Source organism: Pseudonocardia bannensis, from assembly GCF_012911875.1.
Classification (GTDB): Bacteria; Actinomycetota; Actinomycetes; order Mycobacteriales; family Pseudonocardiaceae; genus Pseudonocardia; species Pseudonocardia bannensis.
In genome coordinates this window covers 19,855-35,963 of sequence record NZ_JAAXKZ010000056.1, presented here as the reverse complement: position 1 = coordinate 35,963, position 16,109 = coordinate 19,855, and the positions used below count along the sequence as shown (strand labels likewise).

At 75.1% G+C, this 16,109-nt stretch carries 15 protein-coding genes; 11 read left to right on the top strand and 4 right to left on the bottom strand.

What is annotated here, in order from left to right:
• Positions 1 to 179: 179 nt before the first annotated feature.
• Entirely contained in the window at positions 180 to 818 is a 639-nt protein-coding gene (locus tag HF519_RS16140; protein ID WP_169413775.1) for a response regulator, read from the bottom strand.
• A complete protein-coding gene (locus HF519_RS32920) occupies positions 815 to 1,996 on the bottom strand; it encodes a sensor histidine kinase (protein WP_169413774.1) in 1,182 nt (393 codons plus the stop codon). The genes HF519_RS16140 and HF519_RS32920 overlap by 4 nt, the downstream gene beginning before the upstream one ends.
• A gap of 120 nt (positions 1,997 to 2,116) precedes the next feature.
• Between HF519_RS32920 and HF519_RS16130 the strand changes: the two genes are divergently transcribed.
• From HF519_RS16130 to HF519_RS16105, 6 genes are read left to right on the top strand one after another with little or no spacing between them, the layout of a single operon-like run.
• Positions 2,117 to 2,257, top strand: coding sequence for a hypothetical protein (locus tag HF519_RS16130; protein ID WP_169413773.1), 141 nt, complete (start codon positions 2,117 to 2,119; stop codon positions 2,255 to 2,257).
• Between the two features lie 11 nt (positions 2,258 to 2,268).
• A complete protein-coding gene (locus tag HF519_RS16125) occupies positions 2,269 to 2,973 on the top strand; it encodes an ABC transporter ATP-binding protein (RefSeq protein WP_169413772.1) in 705 nt (234 codons plus the stop codon).
• Positions 2,970 to 5,090 carry an FtsX-like permease family protein gene (locus HF519_RS16120; RefSeq protein ID WP_169413771.1) on the top strand — a complete coding sequence of 707 codons (2,121 nt, stop codon included), beginning with the start codon at positions 2,970 to 2,972 and terminating at the stop codon, positions 5,088 to 5,090. Before HF519_RS16125 ends, HF519_RS16120 begins: the two co-directional genes overlap by 4 nt.
• Before the next feature lie 34 nt (positions 5,091 to 5,124).
• Complete coding sequence (locus HF519_RS16115) at positions 5,125 to 5,877, top strand: ABC transporter ATP-binding protein (protein WP_211170105.1); 753 nt, start codon at positions 5,125 to 5,127, stop codon at positions 5,875 to 5,877.
• Positions 5,874 to 7,682, top strand: coding sequence for an ABC transporter permease (locus HF519_RS16110; RefSeq protein ID WP_169413769.1), 1,809 nt, complete (start codon positions 5,874 to 5,876; stop codon positions 7,680 to 7,682). Before HF519_RS16115 ends, HF519_RS16110 begins: the two co-directional genes overlap by 4 nt.
• Positions 7,679 to 8,041 (top strand): FtsX-like permease family protein, encoded by a 363-nt coding sequence (locus tag HF519_RS16105; protein ID WP_169413768.1) that lies wholly within the window; start codon positions 7,679 to 7,681, stop codon positions 8,039 to 8,041. Before HF519_RS16110 ends, HF519_RS16105 begins: the two co-directional genes overlap by 4 nt.
• Before the next feature lie 60 nt (positions 8,042 to 8,101).
• On the opposite strand, the gene HF519_RS16100 is transcribed toward HF519_RS16105, so the two are convergent.
• Both HF519_RS16100 and HF519_RS16095 read right to left on the bottom strand, forming a co-directional pair.
• Positions 8,102 to 8,539 carry a nitroreductase family deazaflavin-dependent oxidoreductase gene (locus HF519_RS16100; RefSeq protein WP_169413767.1) on the bottom strand — a complete coding sequence of 146 codons (438 nt, stop codon included), beginning with the start codon at positions 8,537 to 8,539 and terminating at the stop codon, positions 8,102 to 8,104.
• Between the two features lie 44 nt (positions 8,540 to 8,583).
• On the bottom strand, positions 8,584 to 9,237 hold the full coding sequence (locus tag HF519_RS16095; RefSeq protein WP_169413766.1) for a LysE family translocator: 654 nt from the start codon (positions 9,235 to 9,237) through the stop codon (positions 8,584 to 8,586).
• 231 nt (positions 9,238 to 9,468) lie between these two features.
• Between HF519_RS16095 and HF519_RS16090 the strand changes: the two genes are divergently transcribed.
• The 5 genes from HF519_RS16090 to thiD all read left to right on the top strand — a co-directional run bounded on the left by HF519_RS16090 (position 9,469) and on the right by thiD (position 15,990).
• Complete coding sequence (locus tag HF519_RS16090) at positions 9,469 to 10,644, top strand: MFS transporter (protein WP_169413781.1); 1,176 nt, start codon at positions 9,469 to 9,471, stop codon at positions 10,642 to 10,644.
• Between the two features lie 93 nt (positions 10,645 to 10,737).
• The gene (locus tag HF519_RS16085) at positions 10,738 to 12,126 is read left to right on the top strand and encodes a type I glutamate--ammonia ligase (RefSeq protein WP_169413765.1); all 1,389 of its coding nucleotides are present in this window, start codon (positions 10,738 to 10,740) and stop codon (positions 12,124 to 12,126) included.
• Positions 12,114 to 13,244, top strand: coding sequence for an amidohydrolase family protein (locus tag HF519_RS16080; protein ID WP_312860144.1), 1,131 nt, complete (start codon positions 12,114 to 12,116; stop codon positions 13,242 to 13,244). Before HF519_RS16085 ends, HF519_RS16080 begins: the two co-directional genes overlap by 13 nt.
• A 224-nt stretch (positions 13,245 to 13,468) precedes the next feature.
• Positions 13,469 to 15,130 carry a phosphomethylpyrimidine synthase ThiC gene (gene thiC / locus HF519_RS16075; protein ID WP_169413764.1) on the top strand — a complete coding sequence of 554 codons (1,662 nt, stop codon included), beginning with the start codon at positions 13,469 to 13,471 and terminating at the stop codon, positions 15,128 to 15,130.
• A complete protein-coding gene (gene thiD, locus HF519_RS16070) occupies positions 15,127 to 15,990 on the top strand; it encodes a bifunctional hydroxymethylpyrimidine kinase/phosphomethylpyrimidine kinase (protein WP_169413763.1) in 864 nt (287 codons plus the stop codon). The genes thiC and thiD overlap by 4 nt, the downstream gene beginning before the upstream one ends.
• Positions 15,991 to 16,109 lie beyond the last annotated feature (119 nt).

The window sequence follows — 16,109 nt, the reverse complement described above, 5'->3', positions numbered from 1 at the left end:
GCACCCGCCCACCCGCGAGTCGGGGCATCTCCCCCCGCGAGTCGGGGTGCCGCCGTGCGCGAGTCGGGGTATTTCCGCCCGCGAGTCGGGGTGCCGCCGTGCGCGAGTCGTGATTGTGCCGCGCCGTGAGCAGCGGTTGCCCGCCCCCGGTGACGGCCCCGCGCTCGGCCGGTCCGGCCTCAGCCCACCAGGCCGTTCTCCCACGCCCACGCCGCGACCTCGACCCGGTTCCGGGCGGCCAGCTTGGTGTGCACGTTCGCCAGGTGCGTCTTGACCGTCGACAGCGACACGAACAACTCCGCGGCGATCTCCGCATTGGTGCGCCCGCGGGCCACCGCCCGCACCACGTCGAGCTCCCGGGGCGACAGCGGGTCGGCCGGGGCCGCCGCCCGCCGGGCCGGCCGTGCCAGGTGCTCGAGCAGCCGCACGGTGACCGAGGGCGAGACCAGTGCATCGCCCGCGGCCGCCGCCCGCACCGCCTCCACGAGCAGCCGCGGCCCCGCGTCCTTGAGCAGGAATCCGCAAGCGCCGGCCCGCAAGGCGCCGTAGACGTACTCGTCGAGGTCGAAGGTCGTGACCACGACGATCCGCGGCGGCTGCAGATCGGCGCCGAGCTGCCGCGTCGCCTCCAGCCCGTCCAGCTCCGGCATCCGGATGTCCATCAGCACCACATCCGGGCGCAGCTCTCGTGCCAGCCGCACCGCGTCGACCCCGGTCCCGGCCTCACCGACGACGTCGAAGCCCTCGGCCGAGAGGATCAGCCGGAACCCGGTACGCACCATCTCCTGGTCGTCGGCGAGCAGCACCCGGGTGCTCACAGGAGCGCCCCGAGCGGCAGCCGGGCTGCGACGGCCCAGACACCGGGTCCGACCGGCCCGGCGGTCAGCCGGCCGTCCAGCGCCGCGACCCGCTCGGCCATGCCTGCCAGGCCGAACCCGCCCGTCCCGCCCAACGGGGTGGTGGGCGGGGCGGCCCGCACGCCGTCGTTGCGTACCGACACCAACAGGTCCCCCTCGCGGATCCGGATCTCCACCTCGACCGTCGCGGCCTCGGGTGCGTGCCGGCGGACGTTGGTCAGAGCCTCCTGCACGACCCGGTACGCGGTCGCGGCGACCCCCGGCGGCAGCAGCGTGTGCTCGAACCCCGGGTCGGTGCACAGCCGCACCACCGACCGCTCCGGGTCGAACCGTTCGACGAGCACCGGGATCCCGGCCAGGTCGGAGCCGGGGGTGCGGGCCCCCTCGGCGGAGTCCTGACCCGGCTGCCCGCGCAGCACCCCGACCATCCGGCGCATCGCGGCGAGCGCGTCGGTGCCGGCGTGCTCGATGGCCGCCAGCGCGCGGTCGACCTCGTCCGGGGAGCGCCGGGCCACCACGCCGGCGGCCTGCGCCGCGACCACGATCCCGGTCACGTGGTGGGCGACGACGTCGTGCAGTTCGCGGGCCAGCTCCATCCGCTCCGCGGTCCGGACGTCCGCCAGCTGGGTGCGCCGCCGGGTGTCGGCCTCGCGTAGCGCCAGCCCGATCGCGACCGCCCCGCCCCAGCCCAGCGCGGACAGCATCGTCAGCCCGCTGTTGCTGGCGATGAGGTCACCGCGCAGGTAGGCCGAGCCGACGATGGCGACGGCGGACGCGAGGGTGAGGACGATCGCCGTCCGCAGCGGTGCCGGGCGCAGCACCGTGATCGTCATGATCGCGAGGGCGAGCTGTTCGGTGAACGACAGGGACGGCAGGCCCACGAGCGCGGAGGCCGTGGTCACCGCGATCGACGACCCGAAGACGACGGCGGCCAGCCGGAGCAGATCGACGCCGCGCCGGTACCGCAGCAGCACGAGCCCGGCGACGCTCGCCCCCGCCAGCGGTGTGACCAGCCAGAACATCGGGCCGGACAGCGCGATCATGGCGTCGACGAACAGCCAGAACCCGTACGCGAGCAGCTCGGCGGCGAGCCCCAGATGCCGCGTGAGCCGGGACATCCGGTGGGGCTGGGAGAGCACGTCCGCAGCCTAGATCCGCGGGCCCGCGCCCCGCTCTCGGCCGAAAGTACGAGCGCGCGGTGAGCGGATCGGTCCTTCGCCCGAAGCGGTCGCGCCCTCCTCGCGGAGATCGTCATCGGCATGACGAACGTGGTCGGAACGGCGCTCGGCACCGGCGCCTGGATCGTCGGGGTGCTGCTGATCGTGATGGCGGCCCTGCCCTGGCTGGAGTTGCTGACCGTGAACCCGCGCGGCCACCGGAGCCCGGCGGGTTCCCGGTGACCGTGGAAGCGATGGCGGAGCCGCCACCGGCGCGGGCCGACGAGCCGCCGGTCCTGGTCGGCCGTGGGGTGACCAAGAGGTTCGGCGCGACCACCGTGCTCGCGGCCGCCGACCTGGTGGTGCACCGCGGCGAGGCGGTCGCCGTGACGGGGCCGTCCGGATCGGGCAAGTCGACGCTGCTGCACTGCCTGGCCGGGATCCTGGCCCCGGACGCGGGCGAGGTCCGGCTGACCGGCGAGCGCATCGACGGATGGTCGGAGGCCCGCCGCACGGCGCTGCGCCGCGAGCGGCTCGGCTTCGTGTTCCAGTTCGGCCAGCTGCTGCCGGAACTGCCGGCGGTGGAGAACGTGGCGCTGCCGCTGATGCTCGGCGGGGTGTCCCGGCGCGAGGCGGTGGGCCGGGCCGCGCAGTGGTTCGCCCCGCTCGGCCTGACCGGGCTGGAGCAACGCAGGCCCGGCCAGCTCTCCGGCGGGCAGGAGCAGCGGGTGGCGATCGCCCGCGCGCTGGTCACCGGCCCGGACGTCGTCTTCGCCGACGAGCCGACCGGCGCGCTGGACTCCGAGACCGGCCTGCGGACCATCGAGCTCCTCACCGGGCTGGCCGCGCGGACGCGGGCCGGGCTGGTCGTGGTCACCCACGACGCCGAGGTCGCGGCCCGCTGCCACCGCACGGTCGTGATCCGCGACGGCCGCACGATCGCCGGGGTGCGGGCGTGATCGCGCTCAGCATGCGGCTGCTCCGGCTCGGCGGCCGGCGGGCGTGGTCGGCTGCCGGCCTCGTCGGCGCCGGCGTCGCCGTCGCGACGACGTTGCTCGCCGTCGCCCTCGGCGCGTTGCACGGTCTGGACGCGCGCGAGTCCCGGACCGGCTGGCGCACACCCGCGGCGGCGTCACCGGAGGAGACGCCGATGGCCCTGCTGCGGGCGCGCACGGACCAGGTCGCGGGCCGGGCGCTGGAGCAGATCGACCTCGTCGATCCGCGGCCGGACGCCGCGCCTCCGCCGGGCCTGCCGCGGATGCCGCTGGTCGGCGAGCTGTGGGTATCGCCCGCGCTGGCCGACCTGCTGCGCACGCTGCCCGCCGGTGAGCTGGCCGACCGTTATCCCACGGCGACACCGGCAGGTGTCCTCGGTGAGGCGGGGCTGACCCGACCGGACGAGCTCGTGGCCGTGGTCGGCCGCCCCGCCGGGGACCCGGTGCTCACCGCACCCGGACCGTCCGACGTCGTGCCGGTCGGGAGCTTCGACCGCACGGAGGCGGACACCACCGTGGCCGGCATCTACCGGCAGCTCACCTACGTCGCGGTGGCGCTGATGGTCGTTCCGATCGCGAGCCTGCTCGGTGCCTCGGCCCGGCTGACCGCCGCGCGCCGGGTGGAGCGGCTTGCCACGTTGCGGCTGCTCGGCGCGTCGACCCGGCAGGTCACGGTGACCGCGGTGGCCGAGGTGACGGCGGTGGCGACCGTGGCGGCCGTCGTCGGGGTCGCAGCGCAGTGGCTGCTCGCCCCCGCGCTCGCCCACATCTCGATCGCGGGCGGCGGCTGGTTCGCCGCCGACCTGCGCCCGTCCCCGCTCGTGTCGGTGGCGATCGTCGCCGGGGTGGCGGTGCTGGCCACCGGCGCCGCCATCGGCGGGCTGCGTCAGGTCGTCGTCAGCCCGCTCGGGGTGGCGCGCCGGCAGCAGCCGCAGCACGCCCGGCTCATCCGGCTGCTCGGCCTCGTCGGCGGCCTCGCGGTCTTCTGGATCGCCATCGTGGCGAGCCAGGGCGGTCCGGCGGCGGTGGCCGGACTCATCTTCGGGGTCGGCGTGCTGGCCCTGTTCGGCTCCGTCTCGCTGATCGGGCCGCTGATCGTCCGGGTGCTGGGCCGTTCGATGACCGGCCGGGCCCGCTCGGTGCCTGCGCTGCTCGCCGGGCGCCGGCTGCTCGACGATCCGAAGGGTGCTTTCCGCCCGCTCGCGGGGCTGACCCTGGCCGTGTTCGTCGCCGGGTTCCTGGCCCCGCTCACCACGGTGATCGCCGGCGAGGTGGGCGCCGACGACGGGGTGCTCGTGCTGCAGGCCCCGGCGGCGCAGGCCGACCGGGTGGCGGCGGCGGCGTCGGCGCGGCTGGCGACGCTCGGCGTTGCGGCCCGGATCGGTCCGGTCACCGCCGCCGGCGGTCCCGGCGGGACCGCCGAAACCGGGGTCAGCGCCGAAACCGGGGTCAGCGCCGAAACCGGGGTCAGCGCCGAAACCGGGACCACCGCTGCTTCCGGGCCCGCCTCCCCCGGCAACCCCGGCAACCCCGACGGCTCCGGCGCCCGAGGAACCGAGGACATCGTCGCGGTGCCGGTGCTGCCGGAGAACCCCGCCGACCGGGACCGCGTGCGCACGGCGCTCGCCCCGCTGACCCCCGGATCGCTCGTGCTCACCCGTGCCGAGGCCGACGACGAGGAGATCGTGCTGGTCGAGGACCTGCGTCGCGGGACGCTCGTCGTGCTCGTCGCGACCTTCCTCATCGCGGCCACGGCCACCGGCACCGCCGCGGCCGCCCGCGTGCTCGACCACCGCCGGCCGCTGCGGTTGCTGCGGTTGGCCGGTACCCCGCTCGCGATGCTGGACCGGGCCCGCTGGGCCGAGACGGTGCTGCCGCTGTTGGTGCTCGGCGGCGTCGCCCTCGCGCTGGGCCTGCTCTGCGCCTCCCCGTTCGCGTCCGCCGTCCTCGTGTTCTCGCCGTCCGGGCTGGGTCTGCTCGGCGGAGTGCTGGTCGCGGGGGTGGCCCTGGTGGCCGCCACCTCCGCCGCCAGCCGTCCGCTGTTGCGGTCGGTGACCGCCGGCCCCGGCCGTGAGGACTGACCCCATGCGCTCCCCGAAGCAAGGAGACCGACAGATGACCCGCACGATCCCGGGACGGCACAGCGCCCCGGCCGCGACGACGGTGGACCTGGTGAAGGTCTACGGCCGGGGCGACGCCGCGGTCCGCGCGCTGGACGGCGTGAGCCTGCAGATCCCGGCCGCTCGGTTCACCGCGATCATGGGGCCGTCCGGCTCCGGCAAGTCGACGCTCATGCACTGCCTCGCCGGGCTGGACACCGCCACGTCGGGCCGGGTGCTCCTGGGCGGCACCGACCTCGGCGGGCTGAGCGACGCCCGCCTGACGGCGCTGCGCCGCGACCGGATCGGCTTCGTGTTCCAGTCCTTCAACCTGCTGCCGCAGCTGACCGCGGAGCAGAACATCGACCTGCCCGCCAGGCTGGCCGGCCGCCGTCCCGACCCGGCGTGGCGGGCCGAGCTGATCGGGCTGCTCGGGCTCGGCGCCCGGCTGCGGCACCGCCCGGCGGAGCTCTCCGGCGGACAGCAGCAGCGGGTCGCGGTGGCCCGGGCGCTGCTCGGGCGCCCCGAGGTGGTGTTCGCCGACGAGCCGACGGGCAACCTCGACAGCGCGAGCGGACACGAACTGCTCGGGCTGCTGCAGGCCAGCGTGCGCGACCTCGGTCGCACGGTCGTGATGGTGACCCACGACCCGGTTGCCGCCTCGTTCGCCGACGAGGTCGTGCTGCTGCGCGACGGGCGCCTGGCCGGGACCCTGGCCGACCCGCAGCCCGAGTCGGTGCTGGCCGCGCTGGCCGGGGTCGGCGCATGATCCCGCCCGCCGCCGGCGCACTGCTCGCCGACACCCGCCGCCGGCCCGGACGGCTGCTGCTGACCGGCCTCGCCGTCACCGTCGCGATCGTCTTCGCCGCCGGCACCCTGCTGCTGGCGGACACGATGCGCGCCTACCTGACCGCCGGCAGCGTCGAGACCCCGGCGGCGGCCGCCGCCGTGGTCACCGGCCCCGCCGAACCCCGCGTGCTCGACCAGGTGTCCACGGTGGACGGAGTCGGCTCCGCGCTCGGGGTGTGGAACGGCTTCCTGCCGGTCCGCGGGCCGGGGGTGACGGGGAGCTGGCGGGTGTCGTCGGACCCGTTCGCCGGTGAGTTGAGCCGGGTTCCGGCGGTCCGGGAGGGCCGGTTGCCGGCCGCCGACGGCGAGGCGGCGATCGGCCCGTCCACGGCCGAGCGCACCGGGCTGCGGCCGGGCGCCCGGCTGACCGTGGCCGGTGACGACGGCGCGCCGGCCCGGACGCTCACCGTCACCGGCATCGCCGAGATCGGGGACAGCGGGCTGAACACCCTGGTCGCCCGACCGGGCACGGTCGCGATGCTGGGCGGGCAGCTGATGCAGATCGACGTCACCGCGGCACCCGGGACCGACACCGCGGTGCTGGCCGACCGGCTCCGTGCGAGCCTCGACGGGGCTGCCGTGCGCACCGGGGACGAGCAGCGCACGGCCGAGGCCGAGGACACCTCGGAGACCGTGACCGCGGTGGTGGCCGGGGTGTCGGTGTTCGCGGGCCTCGCTCTCGTGGCCGCAGCCGTGGTGGTGGCATCGACGTTCCGGATCGTGCTCACCCAACGGCGCACCCAGCTCGCCCTGCTGCGCTGCGTGGGCGCCCGGCGCCGCGGGCTGATCGGCGCGGTGCTGGCCGAGGCGGCGTTGTCCGGGCTCGTCGCCGGGGTGCTCGGAGCGGGTGCGGCGGTGCTGGCGGGCCACGGGCTGCTCGCGGTGCTGCGGGCAGGCGGCGTCGACGACGTGCCGGCGCTGGTCGTGAACTGGTCGGGGCTGGCCGGCTGCGTGCTGCTCGCGGTGGTCGCGACCGTCGCCGCCGCCGTGGGTCCCGCGGTCGCGGCGAGCCGGATCCCGCCGGTGGCCGCGCTCGGCGCCGCGGCCACCACCGATGCCGGCGCCCCGCGCCGCGCGCGGCGGTTCGTGCTCGCCGCGGTGCTCGCGGTCGCCGCGGCCGGACTCGCGGTGCTCGCGGTGACCGGCGGCCTTCCGGCCGGGTCCGGGCTCCCGATCGTGGTGCTGGCCGGATCCGGGATGCTCGGGTTCGCCGTGCTCGTGGTCCTCGGCCCGGTACTGGTCGGTGGCCTGGCCGCGACGCTCCGTCGCGGGATCGCGTCGGTCGGCCGGGCGCCGTGCCGGCTGGCCGTGGCCAACGCGGGCCAGGTCCCGCGACGGACCGCGGCGACGATCTCGGTGCTGACCCTCGGTGTGGGGCTCACCTCGGCGCTGCTCGTCGCGATCGCGTCGGTGCAGATCGGGGCCGAGGAGCAGATCGCCGCGGACTTCCCCGGTGAAGTCGTCGTCGTACCCGCCGAGCCGGCCCGGCTGGCCGAGCTCGCCGGACGGCTGGCGGGCGCGGCGGAGCTCACGGTCCGCGAGGGCGACGGGCAACTGATCGTCGACCCGGCCCCCGGGTCCGACGGCCCGGCGGTCCGCGCCGCTGTCGACGCGATGATCGGTGCCGACTCCGGCGCGCTCGTGACCTACGCGGCCGACATGCGCGCGGAACTCGAGTCGGCGGTCGCGACCACGCGGGCCGTCGGCCTCGGACTGGTCGGATGACGGTGGTCGTCGCGGTCGTCGGGGTGGGGGTCACGCTGATGCTCTCGATCACCGAGCGCGCTCGCGAGACCGGGCTGTTGCGCGCGGTGGGGCTGACCCGGCGCGGGGTGCGGGCGATGGTGGCCTGGGAGGCGGCGCTGGCCGGGTCGGCGGCGGCGCTGCTCGGCGCGGTGATCGGTGCCGGGTACGGGCTGCTCGGGGTCCGGGCGCTCGGCGTCGGTTTCGACTCGTGGTCGATCCCGGTGCCGACGCTGGCCGGGCTGGCCGCCGGGATCGTCGCGGTGGCGGTCCTGGCCGCCGTGGTCCCGGCGCTGCGAGCCGGCCGGGTGCCCCCGATCCGGGCCCTGCAGAACGCCTGACCCCGACCCGGGCGTGAGCGGATGACGCCGTCGGAACAGCGTCATCCGCTCACGGGGGTGTCAGGCGGCGGGCTCGAGGACGAAGACCGGGATCTCGCGGTCGGTCTTGCGCTGGTAGTCGGCGTAGTCGGGGAAGGCGGCCACGGCGCGCTCCCACCAGGCGGCCTTCTCGTCCCCGGTGAGCTCGCGGGCCACGTAGTCCTTCTTCTCCGGGCCGTCCTGCAGCTCGACGAGCGGCTCGGACTTGACGTTGTGGTACCAGACCGGGTTCTGCGGGGCGCCGCCCAGCGAGGCCACGGCCGCGTAGGAGCCGTCGTGCTCGACGCGCATGAGCGGTGACTTGCGCAGCTTCCCGGACCTGGCGCCCTTCGTCGTCAGGACGACCACCGGCAGCCCGCGCAGCGTGGTGCCCTTCGTGCCGCCCGAGCTCTCGTACTCCTCGACCTGGTCGCGGACCCACTGAGCGGGGCTGGGTTCGTACTCTCCGTGCAAAGGCATGGCTCCATACAACACCCGCCGTCCGCGTGTCGCAGACCGGTCGCTCAGGTGGGTGAGGTCGCCAGCGCCCCGGCCATTCCCAGCAGGACGCCGCCCGTCGCGCGGTCGAGGTTGCGGCGGGCCCGCACCGTCAGGGCTGCCGACCGCACGGCGGCTCCGGCTCCGATGTAGACGGTCCCGGCGAGGAACTCGGCCAGCAGGTAGACCAGGCCCAGCACGGCCACCTGCCAGGCGACCGGCCCCCGTCCGGGGTCGACGAACTGGGGCATGAAGGCGGTGAAGATGAGCATCGCCTTGGGGTTGGTGATCGCGACCAGGAACTCCTTGCGCAGCACCGTGACCAGCGGGGCGCCGGGCGGCACCGCTGCACCGTCCGGCCCGGCGACGGCCTCGGGCAACCCGGCCGCCGGGTCGTGGCGCCACGTCCGGTACAGGATCAGCCCGCCCAGCCAGGCCAGATACGCGACGCCGACCCACTTGATGACCGTCAGTGCGTATCCCGACGCGGCCAGCACCTGCGCCAGCCCGGCCGCGACCGCCGCGACCATCAGCGCGAACGCGAGCAACCGCCCGAGCAGCCCGACCAGCGACGGGCCGAGGCCGTGCGTCATCCCGTGATGCAGCCCCACGAGGTTGTTCGATCCCGGTGTCAGCGCGATCAGCACGGCCGCCCCGAAGAACACCGCGAGCCACCCCATCGGCACTCCCTGCCCGTGGTCAGCACCGGCCGTGCTCGGCCGCGCGCCCATCCGATCACGGGGGGCCGTTCCTCGGTGACGGCCGAGCGGGCGGTTGTCGGTCGCGGCGGAAAATCGGTGTCGCCGGTCGCGGTGCCCACCTAGCCTGGCCCGGTGCGCCGTCCAGGCTTCGGTTGACCCGGTCTTCCGCCCGACGCCCGCCGGCTCGCCCGGCTCGGCGTCGGCTGGTCGCTGCTCGCGGACGCGGTTCCGCTGTACCCGCTGTACGCGCTGTTCTTCACCGACACGGGCCTGTCCGGCTCCGAGGTCTCCGCGCTGTTCGCGGTCTGGTCGGTGACGGGCGTCCTCGCCGAGGTGCCGTCCGGCGCGCTGGCCGACCGCTGGTCCCGGCGGGGGGTGCTCGTGATCGCCGGGGTGCTGCAGGCCGGTGCCTACGCGCTGTGGACCGCGGCGCCCGGTTTCCCGGGTTTCGCAGGCGGTTTCGTGCTGTGGGGCCTCGGCGGTGCGCTGGTCTCGGGCGCGTTCCGGGCGCTGGTCTACGACGGGCTGGCCGCGGCCGGGGCGGCGTCGCACTACGCCCGGGTGATCGGCCGGGCGGAGGCGGCCGGGCAGCTGGCGCAGATCCCGGCCGCGGTGGCGGCCACCGTGCTGTTCCGGGCCGGGGGATACCCGCTGGTCGGCTGGGTCAGCGTGGCCTGCTGCCTCGGGGCGGCGCTGCTCGCGAGCGCGCTGCCCGAGGCCGGCCGCGAGCGGCTGCCGGGGGCCCGCCGCGTGCAGCCGGAGGCGGTCGACGGTCCCGTGCCCGGGCCGGACGCCGAGGTGGACGACGAGCCGGGCGCCGCCGCGGCCCGACCGGCCTCCCTGCGCGCCGGGCTCACCGAGGTGGCGGTGCAACCGGCCGTCCGCAGCGCGGTGCTGGCGGTGGCGGGGCTGGCCGGGCTCGGCGCACTCGAGGAGTACGTCCCCCTGCTCGTCGCCGACGCGGGCGTCCCGACCGGTCTGGTCCCGATCGTCGCGCTCGGCCTCCCGCTGGCGGGCGCAGCCGGTTCCGCCTGCGCGGCCTCCGGTGCCCGGCTGCCCTCGCTCGGCCTGGCACTCGCCCTCGGCGTGGCGTCGACGGCGCTGGTCGCGTCGGCGATCGTCGCGCACCCGGCGGCCTTGACCGGTCTCGCCGTGTTCTACGGGCTGTACCGGATGGTGCTGGTCGTCGCCGACGTCCGGCTGCAGGACCGGATCACCGGGAGCGCCCGGGCGACGATGACATCGGTGGCGTCGCTGGGCGGCGAGGTGGCGTCCATCGCGGTGTTCGCGGCGTGGGCGCTGGGCGGGGCCGTCGCGGTCGGCGGGCTCGTTCTGCTCATGGCGGGGACGCTGCCCCGGCTGCTCCGCGTGCGCGCCGCGGCGTAGCGCGCGTCCGCACGCTCGACCCGGTGCCCGGGACCTGGCACTATCGACCGCCCTGAGATCGGTTCGCCGGAACGCGTCGCCGGGCGGTGCATCGTGCAGCATCAGGAACGGGTCGAGCGGGCCGCGCAGGGCACGCGGCACGCCGAGCGGCTGGCCGCCGCCGACGTGGTCGCGGTGGCGCTGACGTGGGTGGACAACGGCGGGATCACCCGCGTGAAGGCCGTGCCGACGGCGGCGCTGCCGCGAGCCGCGGCCTGGGGGGTGGGGGCCACGCCGCTGTTCGACTTCTTCCTGCCCGACGATTCGATCACCGACGGGCGCTGGTCGGCCGGCCCGACCGGCGACCTGCGGCTGCTGCCCGACCTGGACCGGCTGGTGGTGCTGGCCGCCCAGCCCGGCTGGGCGTGGGCGCCGGTGGACCGGTGGACCCAGGAGGGCGAACCGCACCCGCAGTGCAGCCGGGCCACCGCCGGGCGGCTCGCCGGGCGGCTGGCGGGGATGGGGATCACGGTTCGGATGGCGTTCGAGATCGAGTGGGTGCTCGCCCCGGCCGAGGGGCCCGGGCCGGGGCCCGGTTTCGTGCCGGCGATGAGCGGGCCGGCCTACGGCATGGCGCGGCTCGTCGAACGGTCCGACTACGCCGCCGACCTGCTGCGAGCGCTGGCCGCCCAGGAGGTGGAGGTCCTGCAGTTCCACCCCGAGTACGCCCCCGGCCAGCTCGAGGTCTCGGTCGCGCCCGAGTCGCCGGTCGCGGCGGCCGACACCGCCGTGCTGGTGCGGACCACGATCCGGGCGGTGGCCCAGCGGCACGGGCTGCGGGTGTCGTTCGCGCCCGCCGTCGTCGCCGGCGAGGTCGGCAACGGCGGGCACGTGCACCTGTCGATCCACCGCGCCGGGCGAAATCTGATGAGCGGCGGTGACGGGCCCTGCGGGCTGGCCAAGGAGGGTGAGGGCTTCACCGCCGGGATCCTCGACCGGCTGCCCGCGCTGCTCGCCGTCGCCGCGCCGAGCGTGGCCAGCTACCTGCGGCTGGTGCCGTCGCACTGGGCCGGGGTCTACGCGTGCTGGGGGCCGGAGAACCGGGAGGCCGCGGTGCGTCTGGTGACCGGTTCGGTCGGTGAGCAGGCCGCCGCGGCGAACGTCGAGGTGAAGTGCATGGACCAGAGCGCGAACCCGTACCTGGTCGTGGCGGGGCTGCTCGCCTGCGGGCTCGCCGGGATCGAGCAGGGCGCGCGGCTGCGCGATCCGGTGTACATCGATCCGGCGCGCTGGTCGGCCGGCGAGCGGTCCACCCGCGGCGTGGTCCGGCTACCGCAGCGCCTGGAGGACGCGGTGGCCGCGTTCCGTCGCGAATCGGTGCTGGCCGAGGCCTTCGGCCCGGAGCTGGCGGATACCATCGCCGCGGTCCGCGACGCGGAGATCGCCCGGTTCGCCGGGGTCGCGCCCGGCGACGTCGTCGCCGCCTCCCGGTGGACCCACTGACCGGGGCGCCGGACCGGTTCGACTCGCCGGCGCTCATCGACCACCACTGCCACAGCGTGCTGGCGGGGCCGGCGGACGCGGCCGCCTTCGGTGCGCTGCTCACCGAGGGCGCGACGCCGTCGTGGGCCGACCCGTTCGACTCGGCGCTGGGGCTCTCGGTCCGGCGGTGGTGCGCACCGGTGCTCGACCTCCCGCCGCACGCACCCGCGTCGGACTATCTCGCCCGCCGGGCCGAGCTCGGCCCGGCCGAGGTGACCCGCCGGCTGCTGACGGCGTCCGGTACCACCGCGTTGTTCGTCGACACCGGTTTCCGCTCCTCCGAGCTGCTCGGGCTCGCCGAGCTGGGCACGGCAGCCGGGGCGCCGGCGTTCGAGGTGCTGCGGCTGGAGACGGTGGCCGAGCAGGTCGCCGCCGGGGGCGTGGGGCCCGCGCAGTACCCCGACTCGGTGGCCGCCGCGGTCGCATCCCGGGCGAGGACCGCGATCGCGTGCAAGTCGGTGCTGGCCTACCGCCACGGCTTCGACGTCGACCCGGCGCGGCCGACCGACACCGAGGTCCGCGCGGCCGCGGGGCGCTGGCTGCGGGGCCGGTCCGGCCCGCTGGACGACCCGGTGCTGCTGCGCCACGTCCTGTGGTGCGGGGTGGACACCGGGCTGCCGCTGCAACTGCACACCGGCTTCGGCGATCCCGACGAGGACCTGCACCGGGCGAACCCGATCCTGCTCACCGGATTCTGCCGGGCCACCGCCGCCACCGGCGTCGCGGTGATGCTGCTGCACTGCTACCCCTACCACCGGGAAGCGGCGTGGCTGGCCCACGTGTTCGGCCACGTCCATGTCGACGTGGGCCTCGCCGCCACCTACGTCGGGCCACGGGCCTCGGTGCTGCTCGCCGAGGTGCTGGAGATCGCCCCGTTCGGCAAGGTGCTCTACTCCTCCGACGCGTTCGGGCTGGCCGAGCTGTACCACCTCGCGGCGCTGCGGTTCCGCCGCGCGGTCCAGGACCTGCTCGACGGCTGGCGGCGCGCCGGGGAGGCGGCCGAACCCGACGTCCACCGCATCACCGCGATGATCGCCGCAGACAACGCGTACCGGGTCTACGGTCCGGGCCGGGTCTGACGACGAGCACCGCACACTCCCTGGCGCCGGCCCGGCGCGCCGGGTTACGGTCGGCGGGCAGTGCTGATCCACGCTGATCCGCGTTTGTCCACGCTGATCCGCAGCACAGAGCTGCACCACATCTGAACACGCGCGGGAGCTCGTAAGTCAGCGGGCTGAGAGGGCGGCTGGTGCCGCCGACCGCAGAACCTGTCCGGGTAATGCCGGCGTAGGGAGGAAATCCGATGACGGCTGTGTCGTCGCTGCACGACCGTTCCGTCCGCCCCACCGTCACCACCGGTGCCATCCAGGGCTCGCACAAGGCCTACCTCGACGGCCCGGACGGCATCCGCGTCCCGGTCCGCCGGGTCGAGCTGACCAACGGCGAGCACTTCGACGTCTACGACACCTCGGGCCCGTACACCGACCCCTCCGCGCACATCGACGTCCGGGCCGGTCTGCCGGCGCTGCGCGCGCCCTGGATCGCCGCCCGCGAGCCGATCGACGGCGCGGTCACCCAGGTCGCGTACGCCAAGGCCGGGATCGTCACGCCCGAGATGCGGTTCATCGCCATCCGCGAGGGCGTCGACGTCGAACTCGTGCGCCACGAGGTCGCGATCGGCCGGGCGGTGATCCCGGCCAACCGCAAGCACCCGGAGTCCGAGCCGATGATCATCGGCAAGAAGTTCCTGGTGAAGATCAACGCCAACATCGGCAACTCCGCGGTGACCTCCTCGATCGAGGAGGAGGTGGACAAGATGGTGTGGGCCACCCGCTGGGGCGCCGACAACGTCATGGACCTGTCCACCGGCAAGGACATCCACGAGACCCGGGAGTGGATCATCCGGAACTCCCCGGTCCCGGTCGGCACGGTGCCGATCTACCAGGCCCTGGAGAAGGTGAACGGGGACCCGGCCGAGCTGTCCTGGGAGATCTACCGGGACACCGTGATCGAGCAGTGCGAGCAGGGTGTCGACTACATGACCGTGCACGCGGGCGTGCTGCTGCGCTACGTGCCGCTCACCGCCAAGCGGGTCACCGGGATCGTCTCGCGCGGCGGGTCGATCATGGCCGCGTGGTGCCTCGCGCACCATCGGGAGTCGTTCCTCTACACCCATTTCCACGAGCTGTGCGACATCCTGCGCACCTACGACGTCACGTTCTCCCTCGGCGACGGACTGCGCCCCGGGTCCATCGCCGACGCCAACGACGACGCCCAGCTGTCGGAACTGCGCACCCTCGGCGAGCTGACCGAGATCGCGCGGGCCCGCGACGTGCAGGTGATGATCGAGGGCCCCGGCCACATCCCGATGCACAAGATCGCGGAGAACGTGCGCCTGGAGGAGGAGTGGTGCGGCGAGGCGCCGTTCTACACCCTCGGCCCGCTCGCCACCGACATCGCGCCGGGCTACGACCACATCACGAGCGCGATCGGTGCGGCGACGATCGCCAAGCACGGCACCGCGATGCTCTGCTACGTCACGCCCAAGGAGCACCTCGGCCTGCCCAACCGGGACGACGTGAAGACCGGGGTGATCACCTACAAGATCGCGGCGCACGCGGCCGACCTGGCCAAGGAGCACCCGCGGGCACAGGCCCGCGACGACGCGCTGAGCCAGGCCCGCTTCGAGTTCCGCTGGGCCGACCAGTTCCGGCTGTCCCTGGACCCGGACACCGCGCAGTCCTTCCACGACGAGACACTGCCTGCGGAGCCGGCCAAGACCGCACACTTCTGCTCGATGTGCGGGCCGAAGTTCTGCTCCATGAGGATCACCCAGGACGTCCGGGACTACGCGGAGGCCCACGGGTTGACCAGCGTCGAGGCGATCGAGGCGGGGATGGACGAGAAGGCGCGGGAATTCACCGACGAGGGTGGCCGGGTGTATCTACCGGTGGTGCAGGAATGAACGGCCGGCGGACGATCGGGGTCACGCCGCCGCGCGCGATGACGATCGCCGGTACCGACTCCGGCGGTGGCGCCGGCATCGCGGCCGACCTGCGCACGTTCGCCGCGTGCGGGGTGCACGGCTGCCTGGCGGTGTGCGCGGTGACCGTGCAGAACTCCGTCGGCGTCACCGGGGTGCACACGATCCCGCCGGAGACGGTCGCGGCGCAGATCGCGAGCGTCGCGGGCGACATCGGGCTGGACGCGGCGAAGACCGGGATGCTGGCCGGTGCCGAGATCATCGAGGCGGTGGCGGCGGCGTGCGACGAGGCCGGGATCGGTGCCGCTCACCGGACCCCGCTGGTGATCGACCCGGTGGCCGCGTCGATGCACGGTGACCAACTGCTCGCCGACTCCGCGCTCGACGCGTTCCGCACGCTGCTGTTCCCGCGGGCCACGGTGGTCACGCCGAACCTCGACGAGGTGCGGTTGCTGGTGGGCGTCGACGTGCACGACCGGGCCGCGCAGTACGAAGCGGCGAAGGTGTTGCACGGCCTGGGTCCGCGCTACGTCCTCGTCAAGGGCGGGCACCTGCGCGAGGACACCGACGGCTGCGTCGACCTGCTGTACGACGGGAACTCGTTCACCGAGCTGCCCGGGCCGCGCTTCGACACCGGCAACACCCACGGCGGCGGGGACAGCATGGCGGCCGCGATCACGTCGGGCCTGGCCCGCGGGATGACGGCGCCCGAGGCCGTCGCGTTCGGCAAGCGCTACATCGTCGAGGCGGTGCGGCACTCCTACCCCCTGGGCGCCGGGCACGGGCCGGTGTCGCCGCTGTGGGCGGTCCGCGAGTGGTGGGACGAGCGAGCCGGTACCTGAGGAGAAGGGCCGGGCGGGCTCCGTCGGGAGCCCACCCGGGCCTCAGGATCCTGATCATCAGGTAAGGCTTAGCTAACTTGCAGGTCAGGGCATCGCTCGGTGGCGCGACGTCTCCTGAG

Coding starts and splice junctions, on each gene's coding strand:
- thiD (WP_169413763.1), top strand. CDS start 15,127: ATGAACGGCCGGCGGACGATCGGGGTCACGCCGCCGCGCGCGATGACG.
- HF519_RS16110 (WP_169413769.1), top strand. CDS start 5,874: ATGATCCCGCCCGCCGCCGGCGCACTGCTCGCCGACACCCGCCGCCGG.
- HF519_RS16095 (WP_169413766.1), bottom strand. CDS start 9,237: ATGGGGTGGCTCGCGGTGTTCTTCGGGGCGGCCGTGCTGATCGCGCTG.
- HF519_RS16115 (WP_211170105.1), top strand. CDS start 5,125: ATGACCCGCACGATCCCGGGACGGCACAGCGCCCCGGCCGCGACGACG.
- HF519_RS16100 (WP_169413767.1), bottom strand. CDS start 8,539: ATGCCTTTGCACGGAGAGTACGAACCCAGCCCCGCTCAGTGGGTCCGC.
- thiC (WP_169413764.1), top strand. CDS start 13,469: ATGACGGCTGTGTCGTCGCTGCACGACCGTTCCGTCCGCCCCACCGTC.
- HF519_RS16125 (WP_169413772.1), top strand. CDS start 2,269: ATGGCGGAGCCGCCACCGGCGCGGGCCGACGAGCCGCCGGTCCTGGTC.
- HF519_RS16130 (WP_169413773.1), top strand. CDS start 2,117: ATGACGAACGTGGTCGGAACGGCGCTCGGCACCGGCGCCTGGATCGTC.
- HF519_RS16105 (WP_169413768.1), top strand. CDS start 7,679: ATGACGGTGGTCGTCGCGGTCGTCGGGGTGGGGGTCACGCTGATGCTC.